At 44.2% G+C, this 24,275-nt stretch carries 24 protein-coding genes and 1 pseudogene; 21 read left to right on the plus strand and 4 right to left on the minus strand.

Annotation, left to right across the window (positions count from 1 at the left end; translation table 11 throughout):
- The coding region (locus tag AND4_RS20305) for a hypothetical protein (RefSeq protein ID WP_009843846.1) at window positions 1-287 on the plus strand (287 nt) is incomplete at its 5' end.
- Window positions 288-657: 370 nt separating this feature from the next.
- Here the strand turns inward: AND4_RS20305 and AND4_RS15115 are convergent.
- The gene (locus AND4_RS15115) at window positions 658-2,649 is read right to left on the minus strand and encodes a hypothetical protein (protein ID WP_009843847.1); all 1,992 of its coding nucleotides are present in this window, start codon (window positions 2,647-2,649) and stop codon (window positions 658-660) included.
- A 300-nt stretch (window positions 2,650-2,949) separates the two neighbouring features.
- Between AND4_RS15115 and AND4_RS15120 the strand changes: the two genes are divergently transcribed.
- Window positions 2,950-4,899 (plus strand): TonB-dependent receptor, encoded by a 1,950-nt coding sequence (locus tag AND4_RS15120; protein ID WP_009843848.1) that lies wholly within the window; start codon window positions 2,950-2,952, stop codon window positions 4,897-4,899.
- A 269-nt stretch (window positions 4,900-5,168) separates the two neighbouring features.
- Here AND4_RS15120 and AND4_RS15125 read toward each other — a convergent pair whose 3' ends face one another.
- Complete coding sequence (locus tag AND4_RS15125; protein ID WP_009843849.1) at window positions 5,169-5,525, minus strand: YibL family ribosome-associated protein; 357 nt, start codon at window positions 5,523-5,525, stop codon at window positions 5,169-5,171.
- A gap of 85 nt (window positions 5,526-5,610) precedes the next feature.
- A pseudogene (locus tag AND4_RS15130) lies at window positions 5,611-6,605 on the minus strand (2-hydroxyacid dehydrogenase).
- A 175-nt stretch (window positions 6,606-6,780) separates the two neighbouring features.
- Here AND4_RS15130 and AND4_RS15135 point away from each other — a divergent pair.
- Complete coding sequence (locus AND4_RS15135) at window positions 6,781-7,263, plus strand: L,D-transpeptidase family protein (RefSeq protein ID WP_009843852.1); 483 nt, start codon at window positions 6,781-6,783, stop codon at window positions 7,261-7,263.
- A 41-nt stretch (window positions 7,264-7,304) separates the two neighbouring features.
- On the opposite strand, the gene AND4_RS15140 is transcribed toward AND4_RS15135, so the two are convergent.
- Window positions 7,305-8,018 carry a glycerophosphodiester phosphodiesterase family protein gene (locus tag AND4_RS15140; RefSeq protein ID WP_009843853.1) on the minus strand — a complete coding sequence of 238 codons (714 nt, stop codon included), beginning with the start codon at window positions 8,016-8,018 and terminating at the stop codon, window positions 7,305-7,307.
- A gap of 257 nt (window positions 8,019-8,275) precedes the next feature.
- Here AND4_RS15140 and AND4_RS15145 point away from each other — a divergent pair, with 257 nt between their 5' ends.
- From AND4_RS15145 to AND4_RS15230, 18 genes are all read left to right on the plus strand, one after another.
- Window positions 8,276-8,941, plus strand: a complete 666-nt coding sequence (locus AND4_RS15145; RefSeq protein ID WP_009843854.1) for a response regulator transcription factor — start codon at window positions 8,276-8,278, stop codon at window positions 8,939-8,941.
- Window positions 8,941-10,314, plus strand: a complete 1,374-nt coding sequence (locus AND4_RS15150) for a sensor histidine kinase (protein WP_009843855.1) — start codon at window positions 8,941-8,943, stop codon at window positions 10,312-10,314. Before AND4_RS15145 ends, AND4_RS15150 begins: the two co-directional genes overlap by 1 nt.
- A 198-nt stretch (window positions 10,315-10,512) precedes the next feature.
- Complete coding sequence (locus AND4_RS15155; protein ID WP_009843856.1) at window positions 10,513-12,576, plus strand: TonB-dependent siderophore receptor; 2,064 nt, start codon at window positions 10,513-10,515, stop codon at window positions 12,574-12,576.
- Window positions 12,577-12,650: 74 nt separating this feature from the next.
- Window positions 12,651-13,418, plus strand: coding sequence for a DUF3450 domain-containing protein (locus tag AND4_RS15160; protein WP_009843857.1), 768 nt, complete (start codon window positions 12,651-12,653; stop codon window positions 13,416-13,418).
- Window positions 13,419-14,786, plus strand: coding sequence for a MotA/TolQ/ExbB proton channel family protein (locus AND4_RS15165; protein ID WP_009843858.1), 1,368 nt, complete (start codon window positions 13,419-13,421; stop codon window positions 14,784-14,786). It begins immediately after the preceding gene.
- Window positions 14,786-15,340, plus strand: coding sequence for a MotA/TolQ/ExbB proton channel family protein (locus AND4_RS15170; protein WP_009843859.1), 555 nt, complete (start codon window positions 14,786-14,788; stop codon window positions 15,338-15,340). Before AND4_RS15165 ends, AND4_RS15170 begins: the two co-directional genes overlap by 1 nt.
- Window positions 15,337-15,741, plus strand: coding sequence for a biopolymer transporter ExbD (locus AND4_RS15175; RefSeq protein ID WP_009843860.1), 405 nt, complete (start codon window positions 15,337-15,339; stop codon window positions 15,739-15,741). The genes AND4_RS15170 and AND4_RS15175 overlap by 4 nt, the downstream gene beginning before the upstream one ends.
- A complete protein-coding gene (locus tag AND4_RS15180; protein WP_009843861.1) occupies window positions 15,741-16,361 on the plus strand; it encodes an energy transducer TonB in 621 nt (206 codons plus the stop codon). The genes AND4_RS15175 and AND4_RS15180 overlap by 1 nt, the downstream gene beginning before the upstream one ends.
- Entirely contained in the window at window positions 16,358-17,530 is a 1,173-nt protein-coding gene (locus tag AND4_RS15185; protein ID WP_009843862.1) for a hypothetical protein, read from the plus strand. Before AND4_RS15180 ends, AND4_RS15185 begins: the two co-directional genes overlap by 4 nt.
- 226 nt (window positions 17,531-17,756) lie before the next feature.
- The gene (locus AND4_RS15190; RefSeq protein WP_009843863.1) at window positions 17,757-18,386 is read left to right on the plus strand and encodes a PepSY-associated TM helix domain-containing protein; all 630 of its coding nucleotides are present in this window, start codon (window positions 17,757-17,759) and stop codon (window positions 18,384-18,386) included.
- 22 nt (window positions 18,387-18,408) lie between these two features.
- Complete coding sequence (locus tag AND4_RS15195) at window positions 18,409-18,948, plus strand: DUF2271 domain-containing protein (RefSeq protein WP_009843864.1); 540 nt, start codon at window positions 18,409-18,411, stop codon at window positions 18,946-18,948.
- 16 nt (window positions 18,949-18,964) lie between these two features.
- Window positions 18,965-19,795 carry a DUF4198 domain-containing protein gene (locus AND4_RS15200; RefSeq protein WP_009843865.1) on the plus strand — a complete coding sequence of 277 codons (831 nt, stop codon included), beginning with the start codon at window positions 18,965-18,967 and terminating at the stop codon, window positions 19,793-19,795.
- A gap of 44 nt (window positions 19,796-19,839) precedes the next feature.
- The gene (locus AND4_RS15205) at window positions 19,840-20,160 is read left to right on the plus strand and encodes a hypothetical protein (protein ID WP_009843866.1); all 321 of its coding nucleotides are present in this window, start codon (window positions 19,840-19,842) and stop codon (window positions 20,158-20,160) included.
- Window positions 20,157-20,708: a hypothetical protein gene (locus tag AND4_RS15210; protein WP_009843867.1), complete on the plus strand. Its 552-nt coding sequence runs from the start codon at window positions 20,157-20,159 to the stop codon at window positions 20,706-20,708. Before AND4_RS15205 ends, AND4_RS15210 begins: the two co-directional genes overlap by 4 nt.
- A gap of 92 nt (window positions 20,709-20,800) precedes the next feature.
- Window positions 20,801-21,724: a zinc ABC transporter substrate-binding protein gene (locus AND4_RS15215; protein WP_009843868.1), complete on the plus strand. Its 924-nt coding sequence runs from the start codon at window positions 20,801-20,803 to the stop codon at window positions 21,722-21,724.
- Complete coding sequence (locus AND4_RS15220) at window positions 21,724-22,458, plus strand: metal ABC transporter ATP-binding protein (RefSeq protein WP_009843869.1); 735 nt, start codon at window positions 21,724-21,726, stop codon at window positions 22,456-22,458. The genes AND4_RS15215 and AND4_RS15220 overlap by 1 nt, the downstream gene beginning before the upstream one ends.
- Entirely contained in the window at window positions 22,458-23,333 is an 876-nt protein-coding gene (locus tag AND4_RS15225) for a metal ABC transporter permease (protein WP_009843870.1), read from the plus strand. The genes AND4_RS15220 and AND4_RS15225 overlap by 1 nt, the downstream gene beginning before the upstream one ends.
- A gap of 14 nt (window positions 23,334-23,347) precedes the next feature.
- Entirely contained in the window at window positions 23,348-24,217 is an 870-nt protein-coding gene (locus tag AND4_RS15230; protein ID WP_009843871.1) for an ABC transporter substrate-binding protein, read from the plus strand.
- The last annotated feature ends 58 nt before the right edge of the window (window positions 24,218-24,275 follow it).

The following is a 24,275-nucleotide window of genomic DNA, read 5'->3' on the forward strand; positions in this document are numbered from 1 at the left end:
GTGGTGAAGTTAACACCTCTTCTGTACGTGTTGGTGATGAGGTAGTGAGCAGTAATGACGACAGAGCTTTAATGATCACAGGAACTATTGAAGCTGAAGTATCTGAACAAAAAGCCAAAGAAATTGCAGAACAATTCAACCTCGAATTTGTTGGGTATGTAGATGGTTTTGCATTGCTTAATGCAGACAAAGGCACAGACATTGTCGAATTAGAAAAAGCGTTAAATAGTAAGGTGGAAACTCCTGTAAGAATAGAGTTGAACCCTCAAGATCTTATGCCTCAATAAAGTGATCAGCTTAAGGTTTATTAATTTAGGTTGTGTTGCAAAGTATCACTTAACGTAAGCACACTTAATCTGAACTAAAAAATCAAACCCCAGCTAGCGCAAGTTTACTGCTTGCGCTAGCTTTTTTGCGGAATGCCATGAGGCTTTTATTCTAGGCTTATTAAATAAAGTGCTTTTTCTTCCTGGTTCTTATTGAGGTTGGTGGTGCAGTTTGGAGTAAGAAATAGAAACTGAGCGTTAGCTATTATGAACAAATACGAAATGATATCTAGTGATATGAATCACCCATAATAAAAAACCAGTTGGCATCTACCAACTGGTTTCGACATAAATAGACTAAAGTGACTTTAAACGCATTCAGATGCTCAAATTAATTGACGCAAATGCTAAAGTTCTTTGTTGTATTTTCTTCTTCATAACTACCACCACCGATGGATAGATTTCTACTGATATGATGGTTGATCTTATCTGTATGCGTACTTGTCCAATATTTAGCCTTAGAAGTCGGCCAACCATAAGCAAATCCCAAACTACCGATCGTTTTTTCAATCATAATTAATTGTTTTTCTGTGACAAGTTTTTTTCCAGCTTCTTTGCAGCTTTCATTCGCGCTTTGCCATTCTTCAACTCCCCAAATGTTATCATTTTCGAACACAAATTTGCTTGTATCCCCATTAGTCATTAGTGGAGATAAACTAAATGTAAGTTCTCTTAGTTTAAATTCTGTCTTAAAAGGAAAGCTGGTTAAGTATAATGTGTTACTTTGTATATCATTAGTTAAGCTTATTGCTGTCAGCTCTGCAGGTCCTTGAGTCAGACCAATAGCCTCGATCGTATTCTTGTCTTCTTTTTGAATGAACGGATTTTTTAATTCTGGCTGTTCTAATTGCCAAGAAACACGTTTAGTTATGTCGAAAGAGAGTTTATCCAGCTTGTCACCAACACTATAAACCCCAATTGCTTTAAAGGTACGGCTTTTGTAGAGTGGGATCTCGGTTGGATTTGGATAGTTATGAATTTCAGAAATCGTAATCTTTTCTAATTTTCCTGGGGAGATAACAAATTCTTTTGACGATTTATTTTTTTTATCTGTAGTTTGTACTGTGACTGATGCTCTACCAAAATATGTCGATGGAAGAAAAGTGTTGCTATCTACTTGTTTTAAAGATTCTTCATCTGAAGTGGACCAATTAACAAAAGGGGTCAAATCTGCGGCAATGCTCTCTGAGCTATCTGACTCTAAAAGATAATGACCCACTGCATAAAGACTGGTCTCTATACCACTAATTAATTTTTCTGATTTATTAGGGCTAACAATCTCAATATTACTTAATGTGGCATTAGCAGTGGTGAGTTCTTGTGGGTTACTCTCAAGATTGAACATCTTAGCAGAGATAACTGCTGAACTATTGGCTGTTCTACTGTAAGCAGTGAAAACATTACTATTGTTCTTATTATAGAAAATATCAGGATTACTTGAAGTCCATTTTACATCTTTTGTAATATTAATAGAATGACTGGCTTGGCTATTATCTGGATCTTGATATACGCCAAAGGCAGTAAACTTTCTGCTTGTTCCATATAAAACGTTCTTTAATTGTGTTTCTTTTTTAGAGTCTGAGCCCAATCCAATGACTATTTTTTTTAGCTGACTATTGGTTATTTCTAATGAAACAGTGTTACTTCTAATGCCACAGAAAGTCGTGTTTAAATAACTTATTTCACCAAAAGAACCGACAGCTCTAAATCGATTTTTTTCATAAATATCCTGAGCAAAACTGGTGTTATCTATCATCCATGATACATAACCTTTACCATCACGTTTTGAACCATCACTCCACTCAACGATACTTTCTAATGTTATCGATGTTCCTTTTGGAACATATAGTATCTGATTATTATCAAAATCTTCTGGTTTGATGCTAGGTGATAGAGTAATAGAAATAGGCTTTAAAATTGAGATTGGCCAAGTAGACGTAATATCATTTATCTTAGCGACAATATTTGTCTTACCAATTTTATGTGTCTTTAATTGAGCGGAACTATCAAAACTTGCTAAAGTTGGATTAGCACTTATCCATTGCACTGCAGATGTAATATTACCATGACTACCATCATCATAATATCCGATAGCTTTAAATGTAACTATTGTATCTGACAATGCCTCATGATAAGCCAGAACGTTATTCTCTGAAACTCTTTCTATAGTGATTCTTTCTAATTTTTTTTCAGTTGGGCCATCGTTTCCATCACTGCCACCACTACTACTACCGCATGCAGTTAATAACGGGGCGATAATGATTAAAAGACATATTAATGAAATAGCGTTCTTAATCTTTTCTATTATGTGTTGTGAAAACATAAGCAAAATGACTTCTCATTGATGAATTAGAATACAGAATTTTATATTGCTTAGTTTTTGACGAGTAACAAGATCAGGACGATAAATAGCAGAAATAAGACGCTTATATCTATTTGTATGTAATTATTTGCAATCATAAATGTGCTGTTTTTGTTATTTTTATGTTGTTATGTTGTTATGGTGTTTGGCTTTTGTTCTGTCAATGTAAATGTAAATAATGTAAATTAATAATAATGATATTTATTATCATTATTGTTGGGTTTACTATTACTGACTCTTAAAACACACGATCTTCCTATTATGACAAATAAAACATATTTAGCAGTGCTTATCGCTGCCACTTTCTCTGCAAATTCCATTGCTACAGAAAACGACGGTGAAAAGGTTACAGTCTGGGGCACTCAGATTTCTAACAGTTCTGAATCGCTGCTGGCGAGCGACATTGAAATGAAACAAGGAGATCACCTAAGTGATTTGCTTCGCGATCAGCCTGGCGTTGATGTAGGTGGCACTCACTCTTTGAACCAAGGGGTAAATATTCGTGGCGTTAGCGAACTGGACTTAGACATTACGTTGGATGGTGCGAGTCAAAACAATAACGTTTTTCATCACGCGGGTAACTTACTTATCAATGCTGATATCATAAAAGCAGTCGATATCAGAGTTGGTAATAATTCTGTGTTGAATAGTGGTTTGGGTGGCGGTGTCGCTTTCGAAACAAAAGACGCACGAGATTTACTTCGTGGTGATGATAAGTTTGGCACTCGTATTTTTTCTGGAATGGCGTCAAATGACTATTCTCACACCTCGGCAGCTGCTTTTTCTGAACTCAGCGAAAATGTTGACGCGTTGGTGTATTACAGCGTGATTTCTCGTGACAATCCTAAAGATGGCGATGGAAATGAAGTCCTTGGTCGCGATGGTAAAACGCAAAACGTTCTTGCGAAAGTGGGTTGGGATGCCAACGATCAAAACCGATTTGAATTAAGTTACGATTATCTAAAAGACGCAGGTGACTACACGATCAAATCGAATATGGGAATGAATGGTAGTAATTGGCACGAGAAATACATCCGTCCAATCGAGTATACCCGCGATACGGTTGCTCTTAATCATGAACTGGCACTTGCAAATACAGATGTTCACTCGACTTTATACTATAACGAGATGAGCTACACCAGTAAGCGTAAGGGTGCACCAATTAATGAGGGGCGCACAGAGGTTTACGGCTTAAAAGTGTTGTCTGAAACCAACCTCGAAGTAGCCTCTATGCTTCACACTGTGCGTTATGGTCTAGAAGGCAAGACCGAAGAATCTAAGGAGCTTTTAGGCGGGAAACCTCTACCCAACAGCAAAGAAACGGCAAAGTCGTTCGCATTGTATGTTGAAGATGAAATTCAGCTTACTCAAGATTGGTCTGTGACTCCGGGTGCCCGATACAATCGCTACAAAGTTGATATGTTAGCATCGGATAAGACGTTTAAAGACACAATCTTCGGCCTATCAAGTAAGTACATCCTTTCTAAAAATTGGAGTATTCAAGCGAGTGGTACAGAACTGTTTAAAGGGCCTGCTCTATCAGGTTCGTTTTTGACCTCTAGCTCGTCGTACAACCCAGATCTAAAACCTGAAACCGGGGTTAACTATGAAGCGTCGATTGCTTACCAGAATATGGACCTTGCTGGCCTAGACACATTGGGTTTCTCACTAACCGTGTTTAACACGCAGATTAATGACTACATCGACGATACAATGACAGGTAAAGCATCGCCAACTAAGCCATACCGTAATTTGGGTGATGTTGATATTGTTGGTTTTGAATCTGCCATGATTTTACAACGTGACCAATTTAACGGTCGTCTAACCTATGCACACTCTGACTCCGAATTTAAGAACGTAGCACTAAACAGTGGTCTTGAAAAAGGTCAGTCACTTGAAGATGAGGTCGGCGACAGCATCTCTCTTAACTTGGGATACACATTCCCGAGTGTCGGGGTTGACGTAAACTGGACGAGTTTGGTAGCGCTAGATCTTAAAGGTAAGGTCAATTCTGACTCGGATAAAAAAGGCTACAACGTTCATGGCATCAACATGCGTTGGATTCCGACGACCAATGAAGACGTTACTGTGACAGCTTCAGTTGATAACATTTTCGATGCGCAGTACGCATCTCACGCATCTCATGATTTTGGCTATATCGATTATGAACCGGGCAGAAATGTCCAACTCTCTCTAGCATACCAATTTTAAAAGTAAGTAAGGTTCGTTATATGAGCAGCTTGTTTTATCTTATGAGCTGCTCGTTTTGGTGAACTAAACATTGGTTTTTTTGTATTGAAACGCCCTAAGTCACTTGGCTTGGGGCGTTTATCATTAAAACCAAGTTACCGAGTGTTATTACCAGATGGCATGATCAGTTATTAAGTGAGACTGATTGAATTGAACGTACAAAAAGCCCACCTTCACTTAAGTGGCTCAGTGAAGGTGGGCTTTTTAATATCCGGTGTTTGACAGAGTGCTTAGAACTCTTTTGGAGCAAAACCTGTCATTACGTCTAGACGTAACTCTTTACCCACTTTTGTTAATGGGTGAACGATCACTAGCCCCCGCACACGCTTCTTAAGTTTGCCGATGTCAGCTTGTTCCGCTTTCGTGATCTCACGAGAGAACGGCAAATCAAGTATGCTCTTGCGCTCTTTATTCAGCTCGTAGGTTTGCTTATGCTTAAGCTGGCTGAGTTTCTTGTTTAGATCGTCAATTTCGTTGGTGAACTTAGTAATCATGCCATGATCACCACGAGAACGTGCCGCATCCAGTTTGCGTTGGCATGTATCTAAACGGTTATGCAGATTTTGAATGTCGGTTTTTATGCTCATGGTAATTAGACTCAAATTTTTAATGGTCGGGGAGTATAGCATAGCTGAAATTCAACGCTCTACTATACTGCCTCGAACGATTGATTTAGTTGATCAGTTCGTTACCTGAAGTCTTGTTTGTGAAGAAAGCTTCGATGTTATTAAGGGTTACAGAGGCGATGTTGTGCAGTGCTTCATTGGTTAAGAATGCTTGGTGTCCAGTGAACAATACGTTGTGGCAAGCAGAGAGGCGACGGAACACGTCGTCGACAATCACGTCGTTTGATTTGTCTTGGAAGAACAAATCTTTTTCATTGTCATAGACATCCAAGCCAAGTGCGCCAATCTTGCCTTCTTTCAACGCTTCAATAGCAGCGACTGAGTCGAGTAATTCGCCACGGCTGGTATTAATGATCATCACACCATCTTTCATTTTCGAGAAGGACTTTTCATTCAGAAGATGATGGTTTTCTTCGCTCATTGGGCAGTGGAGAGAAATGACATCGGCCTTTGCGTAGATCTCATCAAGTGAGCAATATTGAGCGTCCATTTCCAGCGCTAGTGGGTTTTCATAGGGGTCGTAGCACAGCACTTCCATCCCTAGCCCTTAAAGATACGCACTGCCGCGATACCATTTTTTCCGGTACCGACCACACCGACGGTTTTTCCGTGGAAGTTAAAACCCACCAAGCCCTCTAAGTTAAAGTTGGCATCGCGAGTGCGTTGGTACGCTTTGTGTAGGCGCCTATTTAAACACATCATCATACCGACCGTGTGCTCTGCTACTGCTTCTGGCGAATAAGCAGGTACGCGGACCACTTGCAGACCCAGCTCTTTCGCTGCTTCTAAATCTACTTTATCGAAACCAGCACAACGCATGGCGATCAACTTAGTGCCACCAAGAGACAGTTGCTTGAGTACTGGAGCGGATAAATCGTCATTAACAAATGCACACACCACTTCGCAACTTTGTGCCATTTTGGCCGTCTTTGAGGTTAATCGAAAATCGTGGTAATGGAATTCAAAGTCGCGATGATTTTTTATTTTTTTGAAAGACGCTTCGTCGTAGGATTTTGCACTGAAAAAAGCGATGTTGAGCATAGTACCCTCCCTGTTAGTGCAGGATTTGAAAAGTAATCGCCTTATAAAGTAATCCAAGTTGGTCACGAAGAGTAGCGAAATTTGCACACATTCAATTTGCTTTAGAATCACCATCTGACTAGCATGGGCTCTCTTTTCGTTTTCCCTGCGAGTGGGTCAGTTAGGCGTTCAGTCGATGTCAGTAAAATGGTTGTCTTTAATCTTGTGTTGTATGTTTGTATCTGGTGTTCAAGCGGGCGTCGACTTGGTCAAAGTTGATAAGTCAAAGCGCAGAATGTACCTAATAGAGAATGGCGAAGTCGTTAAAGAGTTCCGCATCGCCTTGGGGTCAAACCCGAAAGGGCACAAACAAGAAGAGGGAGATAATAGAACGCCGGAAGGGGACTATACGCTAAACTACGTTATTAATAATTCCGCTTTCTATCGCTCTGTTCATATCAGTTACCCAGACGCGATCGATCGTTTGGAAGCGCAGCGAAGAGGTGTTTCTCCTGGCGGCGCGATTAAAATCCATGGCTTAAAAAATGGTGAGACTCAAGCACCCCAGTTTATTCAGAGTTTTGATTGGACAAATGGTTGTATCGCGATCACCAACCAAGAAATGGATGAATTCATCAGGCTGGTACAAATGGGAACCCCAATTAGTATTGAATGGTAGGGGCTCCTCTTGTGATGTGATTCTTGGGAATCAATATCTTATTACTTCTGCATAAAGCGGCTTGGATGGTCACTAAAAATACCATCTAATGTGGGTAGGTGTTTTAGTTTGTTGGGATTGTTTACGGTATAACACATCACCTTATAACCCGCTTGTTGCAGTTGCTTGATTTGACGAGAGCGAACCCAGTTAATATTGAGGTTACAGCTATACGCATTCACTTCCTCAAGTAGTAATCGGTCTTTACGAGACAAGAACTCACTCAGGACTCCCAGCTTATAGTCCTCACAGTGCGTGTGCAGAGCCCTGATAACCTCATGGCTAAAGCTCGATAAAAGGACCTGGTCTTTCGCAAGTGGACCTTGTCGCAGAGTTTGACTGACCATTCGGGCAATTTCCTCAGGCGAATGATGATCGACTTTCACTTCGATATTCAGATTTAGACTATTCTCTGCGGCAAGTTCCAATAACTCAGGAAGAGTCATGATGGATTCATGGGCAAATTCATTGCTGAACCACCGACCAAAATCTAACGCTTTGAGCTCAGATAATGTCATGCAATCAACGCGACCCTTGCCATTACTGCAACGGTTAACAGTATGGTCGTGGCAAACAACGAGTACGTTGTCTTTGGTTGGCTGCACGTCAACTTCAACCCAAGTCAGCCCCATATCAATAGCAGCTTGAATGCTGACTTGTGTGTTTTCTGGGTATTTACCTGCCACTCCTCGGTGACCAATCAATAGCGTTGTCATCTGCGTCTATTCTCAACAAGAAACTGCCAAGAATTGTACTCCTTTTTTCTGTTTATCATAACGTCTTAATTCATGGGCATTTGTATTGAATCAGTGAAAATATGGTTTTTTAAAGGGTTGTATAAAATAAATCGATAAACCCATTGGAAGTGGTTTTTTGTCGCGTTTTTCGACTTAAAAACCACATAAACGATGCTTGTTTAATGTGTAAATGAGTAATAAAATGCGAACCATTATTATTTGAGTGGTAGTTAAGCATGTCTCGAGTGTTGATAGTAGATGATGACGTTCCGTTGTGTGACTTGCTAGAAGCGGTATTACAGGAAGAGGGGTATATCGTCTCTTCTGTTCATTGTGGTGAAAGTGCACTGCACTATATGGAAAAAGCCTCGGTTGATCTCGTACTTCTTGATGTGATGTTGCCCAAGCTTAATGGTATTCAAGTTGCCCGTCGTATTTGCCAACGCTTTGCTACCCCCATTTTGATGCTCTCGGCGCTCAATGATGAAAACTCAATGCTTGGTGGCTATCAAGCGGGTGCTGATCAGTATATCGGTAAGCCGTTTAACGTTGCAGAACTGTTGATGCGCATTAAAGCAATTCTTCGCCGCGTAGGCCTAGAGCGCCAAAGGCAAGCAATGTGCAATACGGTTCAAAGTATCAGTAGTCAGTTGAACAGCTTACCTTTGACGAGTACGGAAGCCGACTTACTCAGCTATTTAGTGAAGAACCAAGGTCTTGCTATCTCTAAAGCCGAATTACAGACCCAGGTTTTGAAAAAAGAGCTAAGTCCATTTGATCGCAATCTAGATATGCATATCAGCAACATACGCCGAAAGTTGGTGGAAGCTGGCTTATCTAAACAGCATATAAAAACGTTTCGTGGAAAAGGTTACAGTTACTTAGAGGTGGTCACGAGTTGATGAAATTCGTGTGTCCAACCTATGTAGTGAATCGCAGAGACAGTCTTGCTTTTCAGCTCTTTAGTTATATGACTGCTATTGTGATTAGCATTTTGGCTGTTCAAGCCGTCGCTGAACAAGCATTGGTGAAAGCGATGCTCAAGGTACCAGCGAGTGTAAAAGCTGAAATGTTAGAACTTGCCCATCAAGCGAATATCTTGATTGAGGAAGGCGACATGGATGAACTGGCGGATTGGGCAAACGCACAACGCTTCTATCTGTTTGCGCTCGATGAAAATCAACATCCGCTGACACATCGAATGATGCACCCTCACTTTGAATTTAAACTGAAATTCAAAAGGCGCCTAGATGAGCACCTAGAAGATCGCGTCAGCCGGCCAATAATCAGTATTCCTTTAGTTGGTAACAACAGCTTGATGATCGAATTGCCGCATCGCTTGCATCCCGCACATGATTTCATTATTTACTTTTCTGTCCTAAAGGTCGTGATTGCAGGCGTGATATTGGCGCTGTTCTCATTACTAATGGCACGTAATCTACAGCAGCCTTTGGACCGATTAAGAGAAGCGAGCAAGAAGCTCTCTAATGGTGATTTTAACGTCAGTGTGGTGAATGAATTGAAATCGAACACGCGAGAGTTTAATGAACTTGCTCAAGATTTTGATCACATGACCAAAGAGATCCATTCGTTGGCCGAAAAACAGCGCCGATTGATTCGGGATGTTTCCCACGAACTGCGAACGCCGCTTGCTCGGCAAAATCTTGTATTACACCTTTTACGAAAACGTGTCGGTGACAGCGAACAGGGCTTAGTGGATAGGATGGAAGAGGAAGCGAATGAACTTAATCATCTTATTGGCGAGATTCTGGAATTCAGTCGATTAGAGAATGCTCGCTACGATACCGAGCTAAGGAGCAGTGATCTCGAGGTTTTACTTGCTCCTCAAGTGGAGCGCTGCAAGATCGATTTAACTGCTCAGCAGACGCTGTCATTCGCTTCTGAAGCGGCAAGACCCAAGGCTCAATGTGATGACACTTTAGTGGTGCGATGCTTAAACAATCTGATTGGTAATGCAATTAAGTATGCGGGCAATGACGCTCAAATAAGCGTGCGTTTATCCAATAAAGCCTCTGGTAAGCACCGCTACTTGGTCGTGACGATCTCGGATAACGGGCCGGGTATCCCAAAGGACAAGTTGTCCGATATATTTGACCCATTTACCCGATTAGATGCTTCTCGCGACAAGAAGCTGGGGGGCTATGGCTTGGGGTTAGCGATAGTCAAAGAGTCGATGAGAATGATGGGGGGCAAAGCCATCGCATCCAATCGACCAGAGGGAGGACTTGCAGTGACGTTACTGTTTAGGCAGTAAGCTAATTTGAGTGATAGTGTGATCCAAATCTTATTCGTAAAGTAAACTCGCCACGACTGCTTTACAAACTTTTGCAAATGCAAAGAATGTAAATTTAATGAAAATGGTAATGGTTGTCATTTATATTCACTGCCGAAATAATTAAAAGGGAATCACATCAAAGAATGTGCGACCTGATAACAGTCGGAGTGAAAGGATATGTTTACTAAGAGCCAATTGGCGTTAGTGATCGGTGCGGTTCTTGCAGCACCTGCAGTGGCAGAAGTTAAAACAACGGACGAAAATTTAGTCGTCGAAGGCCGTGAGTTTGGTTACAAAGCGGATACCAACAGCACTGCAATGCGTATGGAAATGACGCAACTGGAAACACCAGGGCAAGTTGCAGTAATTGACGAAACTGTCATCGATGAGCAGCGTGCAAGTACACTAGGTCAGGTTTTGCAAAATGACGCGAGTGTTAGTGCGGGTGGTACAGGCCGTAACCGTGAGCGCTTCTCACTGCGTGGTTTTACACTTAGCAGCTCAGATGGCTTTCTGCGCGATGGTCGTCAGCACTGGTCTCACTACCGTCAACCTATTGAGCTTTTAGAGCGTGTTGAAGTTCTTAAAGGCCCCTCTGGTCTACTTTACGGTAAATCTGAGCCGGGTGGCCTTGTGAACATGGTTTCTAAGAAGCCAACAACGGAAACACAAGTTAGCTTGAGCCAAGACATAGGCTCAAATGATCACTCACGTACGGTACTGGATGTGAGTGGCGCACTGAATGAAGAAAAGACGCTACGTGCACGCGGTATTCTTGCTAAAGAAAGCTACAGCTCATGGCGTGAATACGGCGATGGAACCAAGCCACAAACTGAGCGCTTTGTTGGTGGTGTGGTTGCAGAATACGATATTACTGAAAACGTGATGGTTTCTGCCCATTACGACCGTACCAAAGATGACGGCAGTGTGGATTCTGGTGCTTATATCGTCGATGGCAAACCAGTCCGTGGCGACAAGTACATCTGGGATGCACAGTGGTCAAAAATTGACAACGATGTAGAAAATTACGGCATCGACATCAATGCGCAAGTGACAGATAACGTAAACGTAAAAGCGGGTTATAACCGTCAAGATTTCAACCGCTTTGATGTGGAATCCTATCCGAATTTCGAGACATACGAACAAAACGGTAAGATTAAGCATAAAGGTAATGATCGGACGGATAACTGGGTATTTGATACCGCGTATTTAGATGTAACCACAGGTTTCTCTCTGCTTGGAAGCGATAACACCCTTTTGGTTGGCGCAAACTATTTGGATTATAGCTACGATAAATTTTCGGTGAAGCATATAGGTGCAAGTGTCCCGCCGGGTCAAACGGTACCAAAACCGGAATATGGCAGTTCTAGCAAGTCGCCGACTAGCAAGTACGAAACCTGGGGTATCTACGCGCAAAATATGATGACAATTAACGATCACTGGCAAGTGCTTGCTGGTGTTCGTTACGATGAAAAGCGCAGTAAGACATTAACAGAAAACCAAGTGTCACCAAAGCTAGGCGTGATTTTCCACCCAGCAAGCAACGGTTCGGTTTACGTTCAGTATTCTGAAAGCTTTATGCCACAGGGCGAAGTATCTAATGGCCGTAAACTTTATACAAACGATGGTGAAGAGCTAGAAGCAGAACGTGGTGTATCCTACGAAGTGGGTACTAAGTGGGAACTGTTTGATGAGCGTTTATACCTAACAGGTGCGTTGTTTGACATTACTTTGGAAAATGTTCGAATAGATGTTAATGACCCAAACAACCCAGGCATGGAATTAGCGACGCAAGATGGTGAGCAAGTACACCGCGGTGCAGAAATCCTAGCGCAGGGCTTTGTAACTGAAGAGCTTTCACTAACGGCTTCTGCAATGTACCTAGATGCTGAAATTACGGAAAGTGCGGATTACAAAGGCAACCGCCCTTCGGACGTTCCTGAATTTTCAGCTAGTGTTTGGTCTAGCTACAAAGTTCAGAACAACACTGACGTGAACCTAGGCTTGATTTATGAAGGTGAGCGCTACGGCGACGCGGCGAACACTTTCAAGAAAGATGGGTATGCACGTATTGATATGGGTGTTGCGTACACACACAAGTATGATGAAAACTTGGATATTATCGCTCGGTTTAATGTTGAAAACGTGTTTGATACTGATTACCTAGCAGGTGGCGACAGGGACGGTGTAGTGGTAGGTGAAGGCCAAAACTACATGGCGACCATCCAGTTCAAGTACTGATAACAATCTGATTTTAAAAGGGGAAGAATGGTCTTCCCCTTTAGTCGTTTTTGGAAAACAGAAATTTAACTCGTATGAATCTAATCAAATCAAGTATCGCTCTGTTGATCTCATCGGTTTTGATTCCCGTTCAAGCGGAAAATCTTAACGATGCACAAGCAGTGCAGGGTAAAACCAACCAGGCGTCGGCAGTAAGCCAAAAGCGCGTTGATGCAAGTGCAGAGAAATCTTTGTCTCTAGAAGCCGAAATTGAGCAGCTGCAAGAAGAAGTCGGCAACTTGAAGATTTATCGCGATCACCTATCGAACCTTGTTGATAGCCAGAATGATGAAGTCGCAAGTTTGAATGAGCAAATTGAGCAGATCGCTCAGACACGTCAAGGCGTAGTGCCTTTGATGTATCACATGCTCGAGGGGCTTAAAACGATCGTGGCAAATGACAAGCCCATTCGCAAAGCACAGCGTGAAGAGCGTATTGCCAAACTTGATGCCATGATGACCCGCGCAGATGTTGCGGATGCAGAGAAATTTCGTCGAATTCTAGAAGCGTACCAGATTGAAATGGACTACGGCACTAAGATCGGTGTTTACCAAGGTAAGATTGCCCTAGATAGCAAGGATCAAGTCGAAGCCGATATTCTTTACCTAGGCCGAGCTGCCCTTATCGCGCGTAGCCTGTCGGGTGAGCACTTCTGGAGTTGGTCTCAGCAACAGAAAGCATGGCAAGCGGTTGGTAATGATAAGAAAGCTGAACTCGAAACCGCATTTGCGATGGCGAACAAACAGATTGCTCCGAGCATGCTGACTTTACCCGTATCGTTAAACGTCGCGGAGGGCAAATAAATGATGAAGAAATGGCTATCGGTCGCATTGATTTCTAGCGCTGCGCTGCTACCGCAAACCACATTTGCCAGCGATACCTTGCTGCAAAAAGCACAGCAAGAAAACCGCCAACAGCAGTTACACAACGTGGCTCGTGAATCTGGCTTTAAACAAACCCAACAACAGCTGCAAGCAATGAAAAATAAGCTTGTAGCAGAGCGTGCGGCACTACAAGCAGAAGCCGACACCCTAGGTGTGACCTTCAGTGAAAATGAAGCGGAACTTGCACAGCTAGAAGAAAAACTGCGCCTTGAAACGGGCAGTTTAGGTGAGTTGTTTGGTGTCGTGCGTCAAAACGCAAAAGAACTGGAAGCAGAACTTAAGCACTCTGTTACTGGTGTTGACGCAAGCTCATATCAACAAAATATCGATGACATAGTTGCCGCTAAATCACTGCCAACATTACCGCAGCTTGAAGCGATGTGGCGCAGTATGGAAGAGCAAGTGATAGCCAGTGGGGAAATGGCGAACGTATCATTCTCATTGCTTGATGGTGAAGGCCGCAAGCAAACCGTCACTGGTGTCCGCCTTGGTTCAATGGCATTGCTCAACGATGCTGGTTACGTGAAATGGAACGGTCAACGCGGTGATGCGGTTAGCTACCTGCGCCAACCAGAAGACGGACCGACCGCAAACAGCTTTAGCTCAGGTGACATCGACTCCGTCGTGATTGACCCTTCTCGCGGTATCCTTCTAGAGCAACTGGCAAACTCGCCAACCATGGCCGATCGTCTTAATGCTGGTGGTGTCGTTGGTAAAATCATCCTCGGCTTGCTAGCGATTGGTTTGATCATTGCGTTGGTTCGCGGTGTGTCACTGGTGATTGCTCGCCAGAAAATCACCAAACAGCTTAAAAACCTAAATCAACCAGAAGATAACCCGCTTGGTCGTGTTTTGGCGGTTTACCAGAAAGACAAACACCGTAGTGTTGAGGCGTTAGAACTGCGCCTATTGGAAGCGGTAGTTGATGAGCAAACTCACCTTGAGAAAGGCTTGTCGATGCTGAAACTGCTTGCCGCCCTCGCACCAATGTTGGGCTTATTGGGTACGGTAACAGGCATGATCGAAACCTTCCAAGTGATCACTCAGTTTGGTAACGGTGACCCGAAAGTGATGGCTGGCGGTATCTCGATGGCGTTGGTCACCACTGTACTTGGCCTTGTTGCAGCGATGCCACTGCTTCTGGCGCATAACGTATTAAGCTCTCAAGCTGAAAACATTCGCAATATTTTAGAGAAGCAAGGTATTGGTCTTGTGGCAGAGCAAGCTGAGCGTGATATGCCAAAACAACAAAAAACATCGAATACTGTCGCGGAGAACGCAGCATAATGGAGCAGATCCTACTCAACACATTGGGTTTGATCAGTGAGGATTGGGCCTCGACCTTGGTGCGATTTATGCAGCAAGGCGGCCAAATTCTTTGGTGGTTGGCCGCCATAGTTGCGGTGTGTTGGTTACTGGTTATCGAGCGAATTCTTTACCTAACAATGGCATTCCCAAAGGTAAAGAAACAGCTTGGTGAGCAGTGGTCAGCAAGAGCCGATCATCACTCTTGGTACGCGCATCAAATCCGCGAAGGGTGGATTGCCAAAGCGCACACAGAACTGCGTCAAAACCTATCAACGATTAAAGTCCTTGTCGCCATTTGTCCAATGCTTGGCTTATTAGGCACGGTGACAGGTATGATTACGGTGTTTGATGTGATGGCCACACAAGGCAGCAGCAATCCAAAATTGATGGCTTCTGGTATTTCACTTGCAACTCTGCCGACGATGGCGGGTATGGTTGCAGCACTTGCTGGCATGTTCGTGCATGCACGCTTAAGCAAGGTGTGTGAACGCAAAGCCCTCCAGTTAGAACAATCTTTAAGGAGTCAGAAGTGAGACTCGGACGTAGAACCAATCGACAGGATGAAGCACAGATCGATTTAACCTCGATGCTGGACATTGTCTTCATCATGTTGATCTTCTTCATTGTGACTAGCTCATTTGTGCGTGAGTCCGGTGTGGAAGTGAATCGCCCTCAAGCATCAAATGTAGTCAGTCAAAAAGACGCGGGTATTTTTATCGCGGTAACCGCAGCAAACGATGTGTACATCGATAAACGTTTGGTGGATATCGAGCGTGTAGAAGCCACCATCGAGCATCTAATGCTTGAGCAACCAGACGCTCCGCTTGTGATTCAGGCTGATGAGCATGCCTACAACGGTACGGTCGTTAAAGTGATGGATGCAGCGAAAGGGGCTGGCGTGAAGAACATCGCATTGGCAGCGGAGAAACCTTAATGGGTAGGCTATTACTCGCGCTGCCAGCGTCAATTATGATTGCGGTGAGTTTGTTTAGCTTTATGGCGTGGATGGTCGACAAGGGGAATCAACGTGCGCCTAAGCCTTCAGAGGCGGTCCGTTTTGATATGGTGATGGTAGAAAATGAGGCTGATGTGCAACGTCGTCAGCGCTCTGTGCCTGAGCAGCCAGAACCACCACAGACGCCAGAACCAATGGATTTGTCTCAAGCGCAAACCCAAGTAGAGCCTATGAGCCAAGTGACGCCAATCAGTGCATTAGGGTTGAATACTGCGTTGGATGGGATTGCGATCAGTGCGCCGAATTTGAAGGGTACCATGGCGAATCAGCAGGCGATCATGCTTTATAGCCCAGAGCCTACCTATCCGAGTAAAGCGCTAAAACGTAAGATAGAAGGCTACGTGAAGATGCGATTTACTATTGACGCAACAGGTCGTCCCAAAGACATTGAAGTGATTGATGCTAAACCTAAGAGAATGTTCGAGAGAGAAGCTATTCGTGCATTGAAGAAGTCTAAGTATCAGCCTAAGGTGGAAAACGGTGTGGCGGTAGAACGCTTTGGGCAGACCAGAAGAGTGGAGTTCAAGTTAGCCAAATGATCAAGCCATTGTTAATTGGTGCTGTATTAAGCCTGAGTACTTTTACCACTATCGCGGATGAACTGAGTCAGTATACGGCGACTCGTGTTCAACGTGCTCATCACCTCGCGCAAGAAGAAAAGTTGCAACAAGCTATCTCCACGCTTGAAGGTCTTGACTTATCTGCGGGCTACGATCAGGCGTTTGTGGCTCGAATGCTGGGAATTTTCTACTGGCAAAACGAGCAAATTAAGCCAGCTCTCAAACAATTAGAGATCGCCGTTAATAGTGGCCTTTTGAAAGATGAGCAAGCTTGGCAAACGCGCAAGATGCTCGCAGGTATGTTGTTGAACGAGCAGCAGTTTTCTAAAGCGCTGACTCACTATTACGCCTTAAGCAAATCAGTACCTAAGTCTCAAAAAGCCCATGATATCTGGTTGCGTATTGCGCAGTCTCACTATCAGCTAAGCCAATGGAGTAAAGTACTTACTGCGATGGCTCGATACGAGAAATTTGGTCAGCCAGATGAGATGGCACCTCTTTCGATCAAATTATCTGCAGAGCTTGAACTGAAAAAATGGAAGCCGGCAATCGGCACTATCAAGCGCTTGATTACGATTGAACCTAAGCGTGTTGAGTGGTGGCGACAGTTGGTTGCGCTTTATTTGCGTGTTGATGATGACAAGCGTGCTCTCGACTCTCTGGCCCTTGCGAAATTGCAAGGTGTCGCGTTGAATCAAGATGACTTAAGACTTCTTGCTCAATTGTATGGCAAGCGCGGTATTCCGGAGCGAGCAGCGAAGGTGCTGGGAGGGTTAGATAAGATCAACTCTGACAGCAGGCTTAAAGCTCAGCAAGCCACCTACTGGCAGATCGCCAAAGAGTGGGATAAATCGATTAAAAGTTGGCGTGTTGCGGCAAAGTTGGATCGTCAATACTACTGGAATCTATCTCAACTGCTTGTGCAAGAAGGTCATTACAAAGACGCTCTGATTGCTTTGGACAAGGTTTCAGGGCGCAAAGCCGATGTTGCACTGGTAAAGACGCGTGCTTACTATAAGTTGAAACGTCTAGATGATGCGCTCGCGAATGCTAAACGCGCAAATGAGATTGAACCATCAACCCAAGCTAAAAGTTGGGTTAAGTACCTGTTTCAATTACGTAAAGCGCAAGTGAGTCAGAATAGCTAAGCCAATTGCAACTAGTGTTAACGCGAAGACCCGAGATGACTCTCGGGTCTTTTTGTCTCTAACTGTTGGGGCTGGTTCAATTTTGTTAATAAATACAATCGACCAAAGTGGTTGAATATACAGGGTTCACTACGCTTCCTCTAAACGTAAACAATGTAAATTAAATCCCAATACGAATGATTATCACCTAAATTACTGACACATTTATTGGTGATGATTGTTTTTTATGTTGCTCAAAAGCAAAGGTGTGCAAACTTGGGCACGCCGTCTGCACATCTACATTTCTATGGCGCTTTTATTGGTAACCCTGTTTTTTGCATTCACCGGTATCACATTAAATCGCCCAGAGCTGTTCGAGCGCAATGAACCTATCATCCAGCAGTACGCGCTGACTATTCCAAGTGAACAACTTTTTGTTAACGAGGAAAGCTTTCAACCCAATCGACAAGCACTACTGAGTTTTCTTACTCAAGAGGTGGACTTGCGAGGTACGCCATCAGCATTTGATGTTTACACCGAGCTGGAAGACGGCGAGTTAGTCATTGGTGAGCTTTCTTTAGATTTCAAAGGCCCTGGCTACAACGCGACAGTGTTCGTTGACATGACGACTGGTGAGGCGGAGGTTGAAACCACCCATTATGGCATTGTTGCGCTACTAAACGATCTACACAAAGGACGTAACAGTGGGGATGTTTGGAAGTGGTTTATCGATGCCACAGCCTTGCTGATGATCTTCTTCGTGTTGACTGGTGTGTGCTTGCTGCTTCCAAAGAAAAAGACACTCAGAACTTCAATGCTGTGGATGTCTTTTGGCACTGTTCTGTCACTTATTATTTATTTTGCTGCTGTGCCATAGCGGCTTATTTAGAGAGCCCCCGATGTTAAACAAAGAGCGATTATTTCGTCACCACTCCTTTTGCAAAATGGTTTTGATTGCCGCTTTGGCACCTATGTCTCTTTTGGCCGCGCCTCTACCAGATAACGCAAAAATCGATTTTGAATTCGAGCTGCCTAAAATTGATACCTCGATGTACGCACGTCCCTACGTTGCTGTTTGGGTTGAAGATGATGAGCGTAAACCCGTAAAAACCATCCAGCTTTGGGTCGGAAAAGATGAATGGTTAAAAGATATTCGCAGCTGGTGGCGCAAAGTGGGCCGTTACGATCGTGAGTTGGTCGATGCGGTGACATCAGCAACACGTCCGGCAGGTCAATATCGATTTGTTTGGGATGGCACCAATGATGATGGCCAGCGCCTTCAGCAAGGAGACTACACCCTACATATGGAAGTGGTGCGAGAGCACGGCGGCCGCAACTACTTGCGTCAAAAAATACAGTTAGCGGACAACGAAGTACGCTACCAACTCGAACCAACAGAAGAGACGGGTGTCATCACCGTCAATTACCAAGTTAAGTGATAGAAAAGGAACAATAATGAAAACCAAAATGAAAGCGGTGGCAATAGCAAGCGTAATGGCGATGGGGTTAGCTGCGACCATGACGGCACAAGCGCACCCTCGTTGGGTTCTTCCTTCTCACTTCACTGTATCGAAAGAAGGCGGCGATTGGCTGACGTTTGATGTAACCGCGTCGCATGGGACATTTGTTTTTGATAAACCAGCAGGCAGTGAGCAAGCGTTTGTGATCATGCCTGATGGACGTTCTGAGCGTCCTAACTTTGTCGTACGCGGGAAACGCCGCTCGATGTTTGACTTCTATTTCGAAGAGGAAGGCACGCACAAGGTCGCGATCAACAATCAACCGAGTTATTACACCCAGTACAAAGCGGGTCGTCGTGATACGGTGAAATGGGCGAAAGCAAGCAAAGCTGACCGGGCGAGCGTTATCCCAGAAAAAGCGCGTGATGTGGTGACTCAGCTAAGCTACACCCGTGCAGAAAGCTACATTACGGTTGGTATGCCAACAAACAAAGTACTTGAGATCGAAGGTAAGTTGCTAGAAATGAAGCCACTTACGCACCCTTCAGACATCATTGAGGGGGAAGAAGTGGTTTTCCAATTCTTCTTCAATGGGGAACCTCAACAAGGCGTTACTGCAGAAATTACTCGTGAAGGTACGCTTTACCGCAATCATCAAGAGCAAATCGATGTGGTGAGTGATAAAGATGGCAAAATCACATTTACACCGCAAGTGGCTGGGCGTTATTTGATGAAAGCCAATCATAAAGGTGAGCTGAAAAATGACCCACTGGCAGACACTACCAGTGCGAATGTTCACCTAACGTTTGAAACGCAACTTAACTAATCAAATCTTGGCTCAGTGTTTTACTGAGCCATTTTGGATACACCATGAAAAACCTTTTAACCCTAAAAGTTACGGCTATTTTGGCTGGTTTTATTTCTTTTCAAGCGGCGGCGCATTTTCCATTGATGAGTTGCCATCTAGAGCAAGAAAAAGTGGTCTGTGAAGCGGGCTATTCTGATGGCTCAACAGCGGTGGATTACGACGTAGAAATGTATGATTACGATGACAATTTGATTGCCAAAGTCACCACAGACAAGCGTTCGATTGCTGAATTTACCCATCCTCAAACAGATTTTTACCTTGTCTTCGATGCTGGCCATGAAAATCCAGTAGAAGTGGATGTGGTTGAGCTCAAAGAGAAATGATTACACAGAAAATTCGTCCAGATAATGGCAGTCGGGAAGGTAAGTGGGTTGCTCTGACTATCGCGGGTATTCTCGCTTTATCGACGTTTCTATTGCCTTATCATCAAACGGAATCTGAGCACACAGAAGCACTCGCGCATCAAGTGTTGATTACTGATCTTGAGCAAGAGGAGCTGGCCATGATTGCAGAGCTTAAACTGGCTCATGAGGAAATTCGCGATCTTCATATTGATGATGGTCAATGGCCAGAAATTACGGATCTAGAGGCGTTTTGGATTGCCCCTTTTGTTAAAGACCAAAGCTGGCAGCGCAAAGGCTCTCATCAGTGGCAAAAGCTAGATGCCGGTCTTTATATTGGTTTGAGAAAAGACGAGCAGGGCTCAGCATCAATGTTACTCGATAGTCGTCATCAACAAGCTGATATTTGGCTCTCCTCATCCGCTGCTTTCGGGCAATTGAGCGAGCTAATCCAGCAAGGTGCACGTGAGAAAAGTGGTTGGCAGCAGGTTGTCCTAATGCCTTCATCTAATGCCACTCACGGCCACTAATCTGTTGTGAGTAATAAGTCATCACGATCAACAAGTGATGATGATTAACGAGTCATTACGTTCAATAAGTAACCATCATTATGATAACAACCATGAAGAAACGCGCCTTATTACGCCGAATTCTAACAGCATGTACATTTTGGGCTGTATCGACTTCAAGCTTTGCAGAGAAGTTGAACATTGGCATTACCTTGCAACCCTACTACAGCTATGTCAAAGCGGTTGTTGGTGATAAAGCGGAGATCATCCCTTTGGTCGATGCTGGCTTTAACCCGCATAACTATTTGCCACAACCGAATGATCTAAAGCGGTTGAAGCAAATGGATGTGATTGTTGTGAATGGGATTGGCCATGACGATTTTGCACTGAAAGTCATTCAAGCAGCTCAGCGTGATGACCTAGTGGTGATAGAAGCAAACAAAGAAGTCCCTTTACTGCCCGCAATGGGGCAGTCAGTCGGCAAGGGGGCTGTCAATCCACATACGTTTGTTGGGCTGTCGACTACGATTCAAAAGGTTTACACCATTGCGAGTGAGCTGAGCAAACTTGATCCCGAAAATGCTGCTCTTTACCGTAAAAATGCGCGAAAGTACGCAAAAACCTTCCGCCTGCTAAAGCGCGATGCCATGTTGTCACTCGGGCAGTTAGACACGGCAGGCATGAAGGTTGCGACCACGCATAATGCTTACGGTTATATCCTACAGGAGTTCGGTGTTGATGTTGCCGCAGTGATTGAACCTGCTCACGGTGTTGAGCCCAGTGCTAGCCAACTGCAAGAGACGATAGAGAAGATCCGTCAATCTGGTATTGATGTGCTTTTTTACGAACTCAATATGCCTAATCGATTTGTCGATACGATCGAAGCAGCGACGGGTGTAAAGCTTTACCGTTTTTCCCACATGACCCATGGTGCGTACGACGCTAATAAGGTTGAAGTTGAAATGCGCGAAAACGTTGCAACGCTTATTGAAGCGATGAAGTTTGTAGCCAGCAAGCATACGGAGGAGAAGGCGTGATGCAAGGTCCTTCTATTTCTTTGGATGGGGTCAGCCTTAAATATGGTGACAACCTCATTTTGCAAGACATCCAGACCCAATTCGAAGCGGGGCAATGCCACATCATTATGGGGCCTAACGGCGGCGGAAAGACGTCCCTGTTGCGCTCAGTGTTGGGCTTAACCCCTTTTAATGGTGATATCTCGGTACATTGGCCAGATCCGAATCAGACGCGACAAACAGGCAAAATTGGCTACGTGCCCCAAAAAGCCATGTTTGAAGCAAGCTTACCTTTGACTGTGATGGATTTTGTATTGCTTAATCAAACTCGCGTCCCACTGTTTTGGCGTCGCAAAACCCAGCAAACTCAACACGCATTGGCTCAGTTAGAGCGTGTGGGGATGGCCGCTCGTAGTGGCCGCCGGATGGGACAGTTGTCCGGTGGCGAGCAACAACGTGTCCTGTTTGCTCAAGCTTTGCTCGATGATCCAAGTTTACTTGTGCTGGATGAGCCAACGACCGGCATGGATGAACAAGGCGTTCGTTACCTAGAGAGTTTGATTCACGAAGTGGTCTCTGAGGGGAAAACGGTTCTGGCAGTGCATCATGATGTCACGGCTGTACGTCGTCTGGATGCCCAAGTTCATGTTGTGAATCGTCAAATTGTCGCATCAGGTCATCACTCCGAAGTATTAAGTCCAGAGCGAATTGAGTCTCTGTTTAAGCACTACACCGCGAAAGTGGAGGCAGCGTAATGGATTGGTTACGAGATCTAGCTCTGCATGGTGTCGAAGCGGGTTGGTTAAGCGACAGTTTTGCTTATGCATTTATGGTTAACGCGATCGTCGCGGCGTTAATCCTTGGTCCTTTGTTGGGCGGGCTAGGCACGTTAGTGATTGCAAAGCGGTTAGCATTCTTTTCCGAAGCAGTTGGCCATGCTGCGCTGACTGGTATTGCGATTGGTGTGTTGCTTGGTGAACCACCGGAAAATCCATTTATTGGTCTGTTTAGCTTTTGCATGATCTTCGCTTTATTGCTGCATTTCGTGAGAAATCGAACCAATGTTCCGTACGATACTCTCGTTGGGGTCTTTCTTGCTCTCGCTTTAGCGGTTGGTGCGGCCTTGCTGATGTATGTGGCGCGTAAGATTAACATTCACATGTTGGAGAATGTCCTATTTGGCTCGATTCTGACGGTTACAGACAGAGATATTACGATTTTGGCGGTGAGCTGCTTAATTATCCTATTGCTGCTCATTCCGACATTCAATCGTATTTTGTTGACTTGTATCAGCCCTGATATCGCTCGTGTTCGCGGCTTTAATACCAGTTTCTACGATTATTTGTTTGTCATGATGATAACGTTGGTCACCATTGCCGCAGTGAAGATAATCGGCGCTGTGTTAGTCGGTGCATTGCTGCTTATCCCGGGAGCGACAGCCCGTCTCTTGACTAAACGAATGGGCAGCTTTGTGTTGCTTTCATCTTTGCTCGCCACCATCGCGTGCTTGATTGGGACTGTCTTACCGATGGAGCTGGAACTTCCGGTACCATCTGGCGCATCGATCATTATCGTTTCTGCCATTTTCTTCTTAACCGCGACGATGTACCGCATCGTACGAAAGACCTAGTCGGGTACCTAAATATGAATACGAAAAAGCTCATCGTCGGGTTAGGCGTAATAGCAACGAGTATCTACACACCGCTAACTGCTGCTAAAGACATTCTTACCAGTACCCCTGTCACTTACATGCTGTCACAGCAGTTAATGAAAGGCACAGGGATAGAAACGACATACCTGCCCCCAAAGCGATATGGTGTTGAACGTTTGGTTAATTGGTTTGGTAGTAAAGGTTTGCAGCAAGTGATTAAAGCTGGTCAGGGTGCAACGGTGGCAATCACGCTAGAGGCCATTTGGCATCAAGACCCTACCTTTGTCTACGCGCGTCAGGGAAACGTTCGTTTAATTGAAATTGATGCTTCTCAAGCGATTTCTCCAAGAGCTCAGGGTGTTGCAGCGTTGACACTGGACGGTGGAGAGACGTCAAAATTTGCATGGATGAACCCGACTAACTTGATTCGAATGGCCGCTATCGTGGGTGAGGATCTGCAAAAAGTGTATCCTCAATTCCAAGTCCAGATAGAGAAAAATCAACAAGGTCTAATGCTGGATGTGCGTGAGCTGATTAATCAGCAACAAGAGGTCATTTTTGAAAAAGGGATCGATTCGGTTGTATTATTGGGTGAATCGTTAGAAGACTTTGCCTCAGGCAATCAGCTGTTTGTTGTTAATCGTCAGTTTAAACCGGAATTGGAATGGTCGGAGGCAGAGAAGTTATCTTTAAAAACTCGATTTGAGGAAGATGAAACTCTGTGGCTACTTACCAGCAAACGTCCGTCAAAAATGTTACTTACACTCGTTTCAGAGGATCGCATACTGCAAATTGATGTTGTTGACCGATGGGGCAATAAAGGCATCAAAAGCGAGAAACCACTCGAACGCTGGCAGTTGTAACACGCAAAAAGCCACGTAATTTATGAAGGGAACTGAAAAGTTCCCTTTTTTTATGTGC

Source organism: Vibrio sp. AND4 (genome assembly GCF_000171815.1).
Classification (GTDB): domain Bacteria; phylum Pseudomonadota; class Gammaproteobacteria; order Enterobacterales; family Vibrionaceae; genus Vibrio.

Coding starts and splice junctions, on each gene's coding strand:
- AND4_RS15205 (WP_009843866.1), top strand. CDS start 19,840: ATGAAAAACCTTTTAACCCTAAAAGTTACGGCTATTTTGGCTGGTTTT.
- AND4_RS15120 (WP_009843848.1), top strand. CDS start 2,950: ATGACAAATAAAACATATTTAGCAGTGCTTATCGCTGCCACTTTCTCT.
- AND4_RS15180 (WP_009843861.1), top strand. CDS start 15,741: ATGGGTAGGCTATTACTCGCGCTGCCAGCGTCAATTATGATTGCGGTG.
- AND4_RS15115 (WP_009843847.1), bottom strand. CDS start 2,649: ATGTTTTCACAACACATAATAGAAAAGATTAAGAACGCTATTTCATTA.
- AND4_RS15195 (WP_009843864.1), top strand. CDS start 18,409: ATGTTAAACAAAGAGCGATTATTTCGTCACCACTCCTTTTGCAAAATG.
- AND4_RS15230 (WP_009843871.1), top strand. CDS start 23,348: ATGAATACGAAAAAGCTCATCGTCGGGTTAGGCGTAATAGCAACGAGT.
- AND4_RS15185 (WP_009843862.1), top strand. CDS start 16,358: ATGATCAAGCCATTGTTAATTGGTGCTGTATTAAGCCTGAGTACTTTT.
- AND4_RS15190 (WP_009843863.1), top strand. CDS start 17,757: ATGTTGCTCAAAAGCAAAGGTGTGCAAACTTGGGCACGCCGTCTGCAC.
- AND4_RS15150 (WP_009843855.1), top strand. CDS start 8,941: ATGAAATTCGTGTGTCCAACCTATGTAGTGAATCGCAGAGACAGTCTT.
- AND4_RS15160 (WP_009843857.1), top strand. CDS start 12,651: ATGAATCTAATCAAATCAAGTATCGCTCTGTTGATCTCATCGGTTTTG.
- AND4_RS15215 (WP_009843868.1), top strand. CDS start 20,801: ATGAAGAAACGCGCCTTATTACGCCGAATTCTAACAGCATGTACATTT.
- AND4_RS15220 (WP_009843869.1), top strand. CDS start 21,724: ATGCAAGGTCCTTCTATTTCTTTGGATGGGGTCAGCCTTAAATATGGT.
- AND4_RS15210 (WP_009843867.1), top strand. CDS start 20,157: ATGATTACACAGAAAATTCGTCCAGATAATGGCAGTCGGGAAGGTAAG.
- AND4_RS15155 (WP_009843856.1), top strand. CDS start 10,513: ATGTTTACTAAGAGCCAATTGGCGTTAGTGATCGGTGCGGTTCTTGCA.
- AND4_RS15225 (WP_009843870.1), top strand. CDS start 22,458: ATGGATTGGTTACGAGATCTAGCTCTGCATGGTGTCGAAGCGGGTTGG.
- AND4_RS15200 (WP_009843865.1), top strand. CDS start 18,965: ATGAAAACCAAAATGAAAGCGGTGGCAATAGCAAGCGTAATGGCGATG.
- AND4_RS15165 (WP_009843858.1), top strand. CDS start 13,419: ATGATGAAGAAATGGCTATCGGTCGCATTGATTTCTAGCGCTGCGCTG.
- AND4_RS15125 (WP_009843849.1), bottom strand. CDS start 5,525: ATGAGCATAAAAACCGACATTCAAAATCTGCATAACCGTTTAGATACA.
- AND4_RS15140 (WP_009843853.1), bottom strand. CDS start 8,018: ATGACAACGCTATTGATTGGTCACCGAGGAGTGGCAGGTAAATACCCA.
- AND4_RS15170 (WP_009843859.1), top strand. CDS start 14,786: ATGGAGCAGATCCTACTCAACACATTGGGTTTGATCAGTGAGGATTGG.
- AND4_RS15145 (WP_009843854.1), top strand. CDS start 8,276: ATGTCTCGAGTGTTGATAGTAGATGATGACGTTCCGTTGTGTGACTTG.
- AND4_RS15135 (WP_009843852.1), top strand. CDS start 6,781: ATGTCAGTAAAATGGTTGTCTTTAATCTTGTGTTGTATGTTTGTATCT.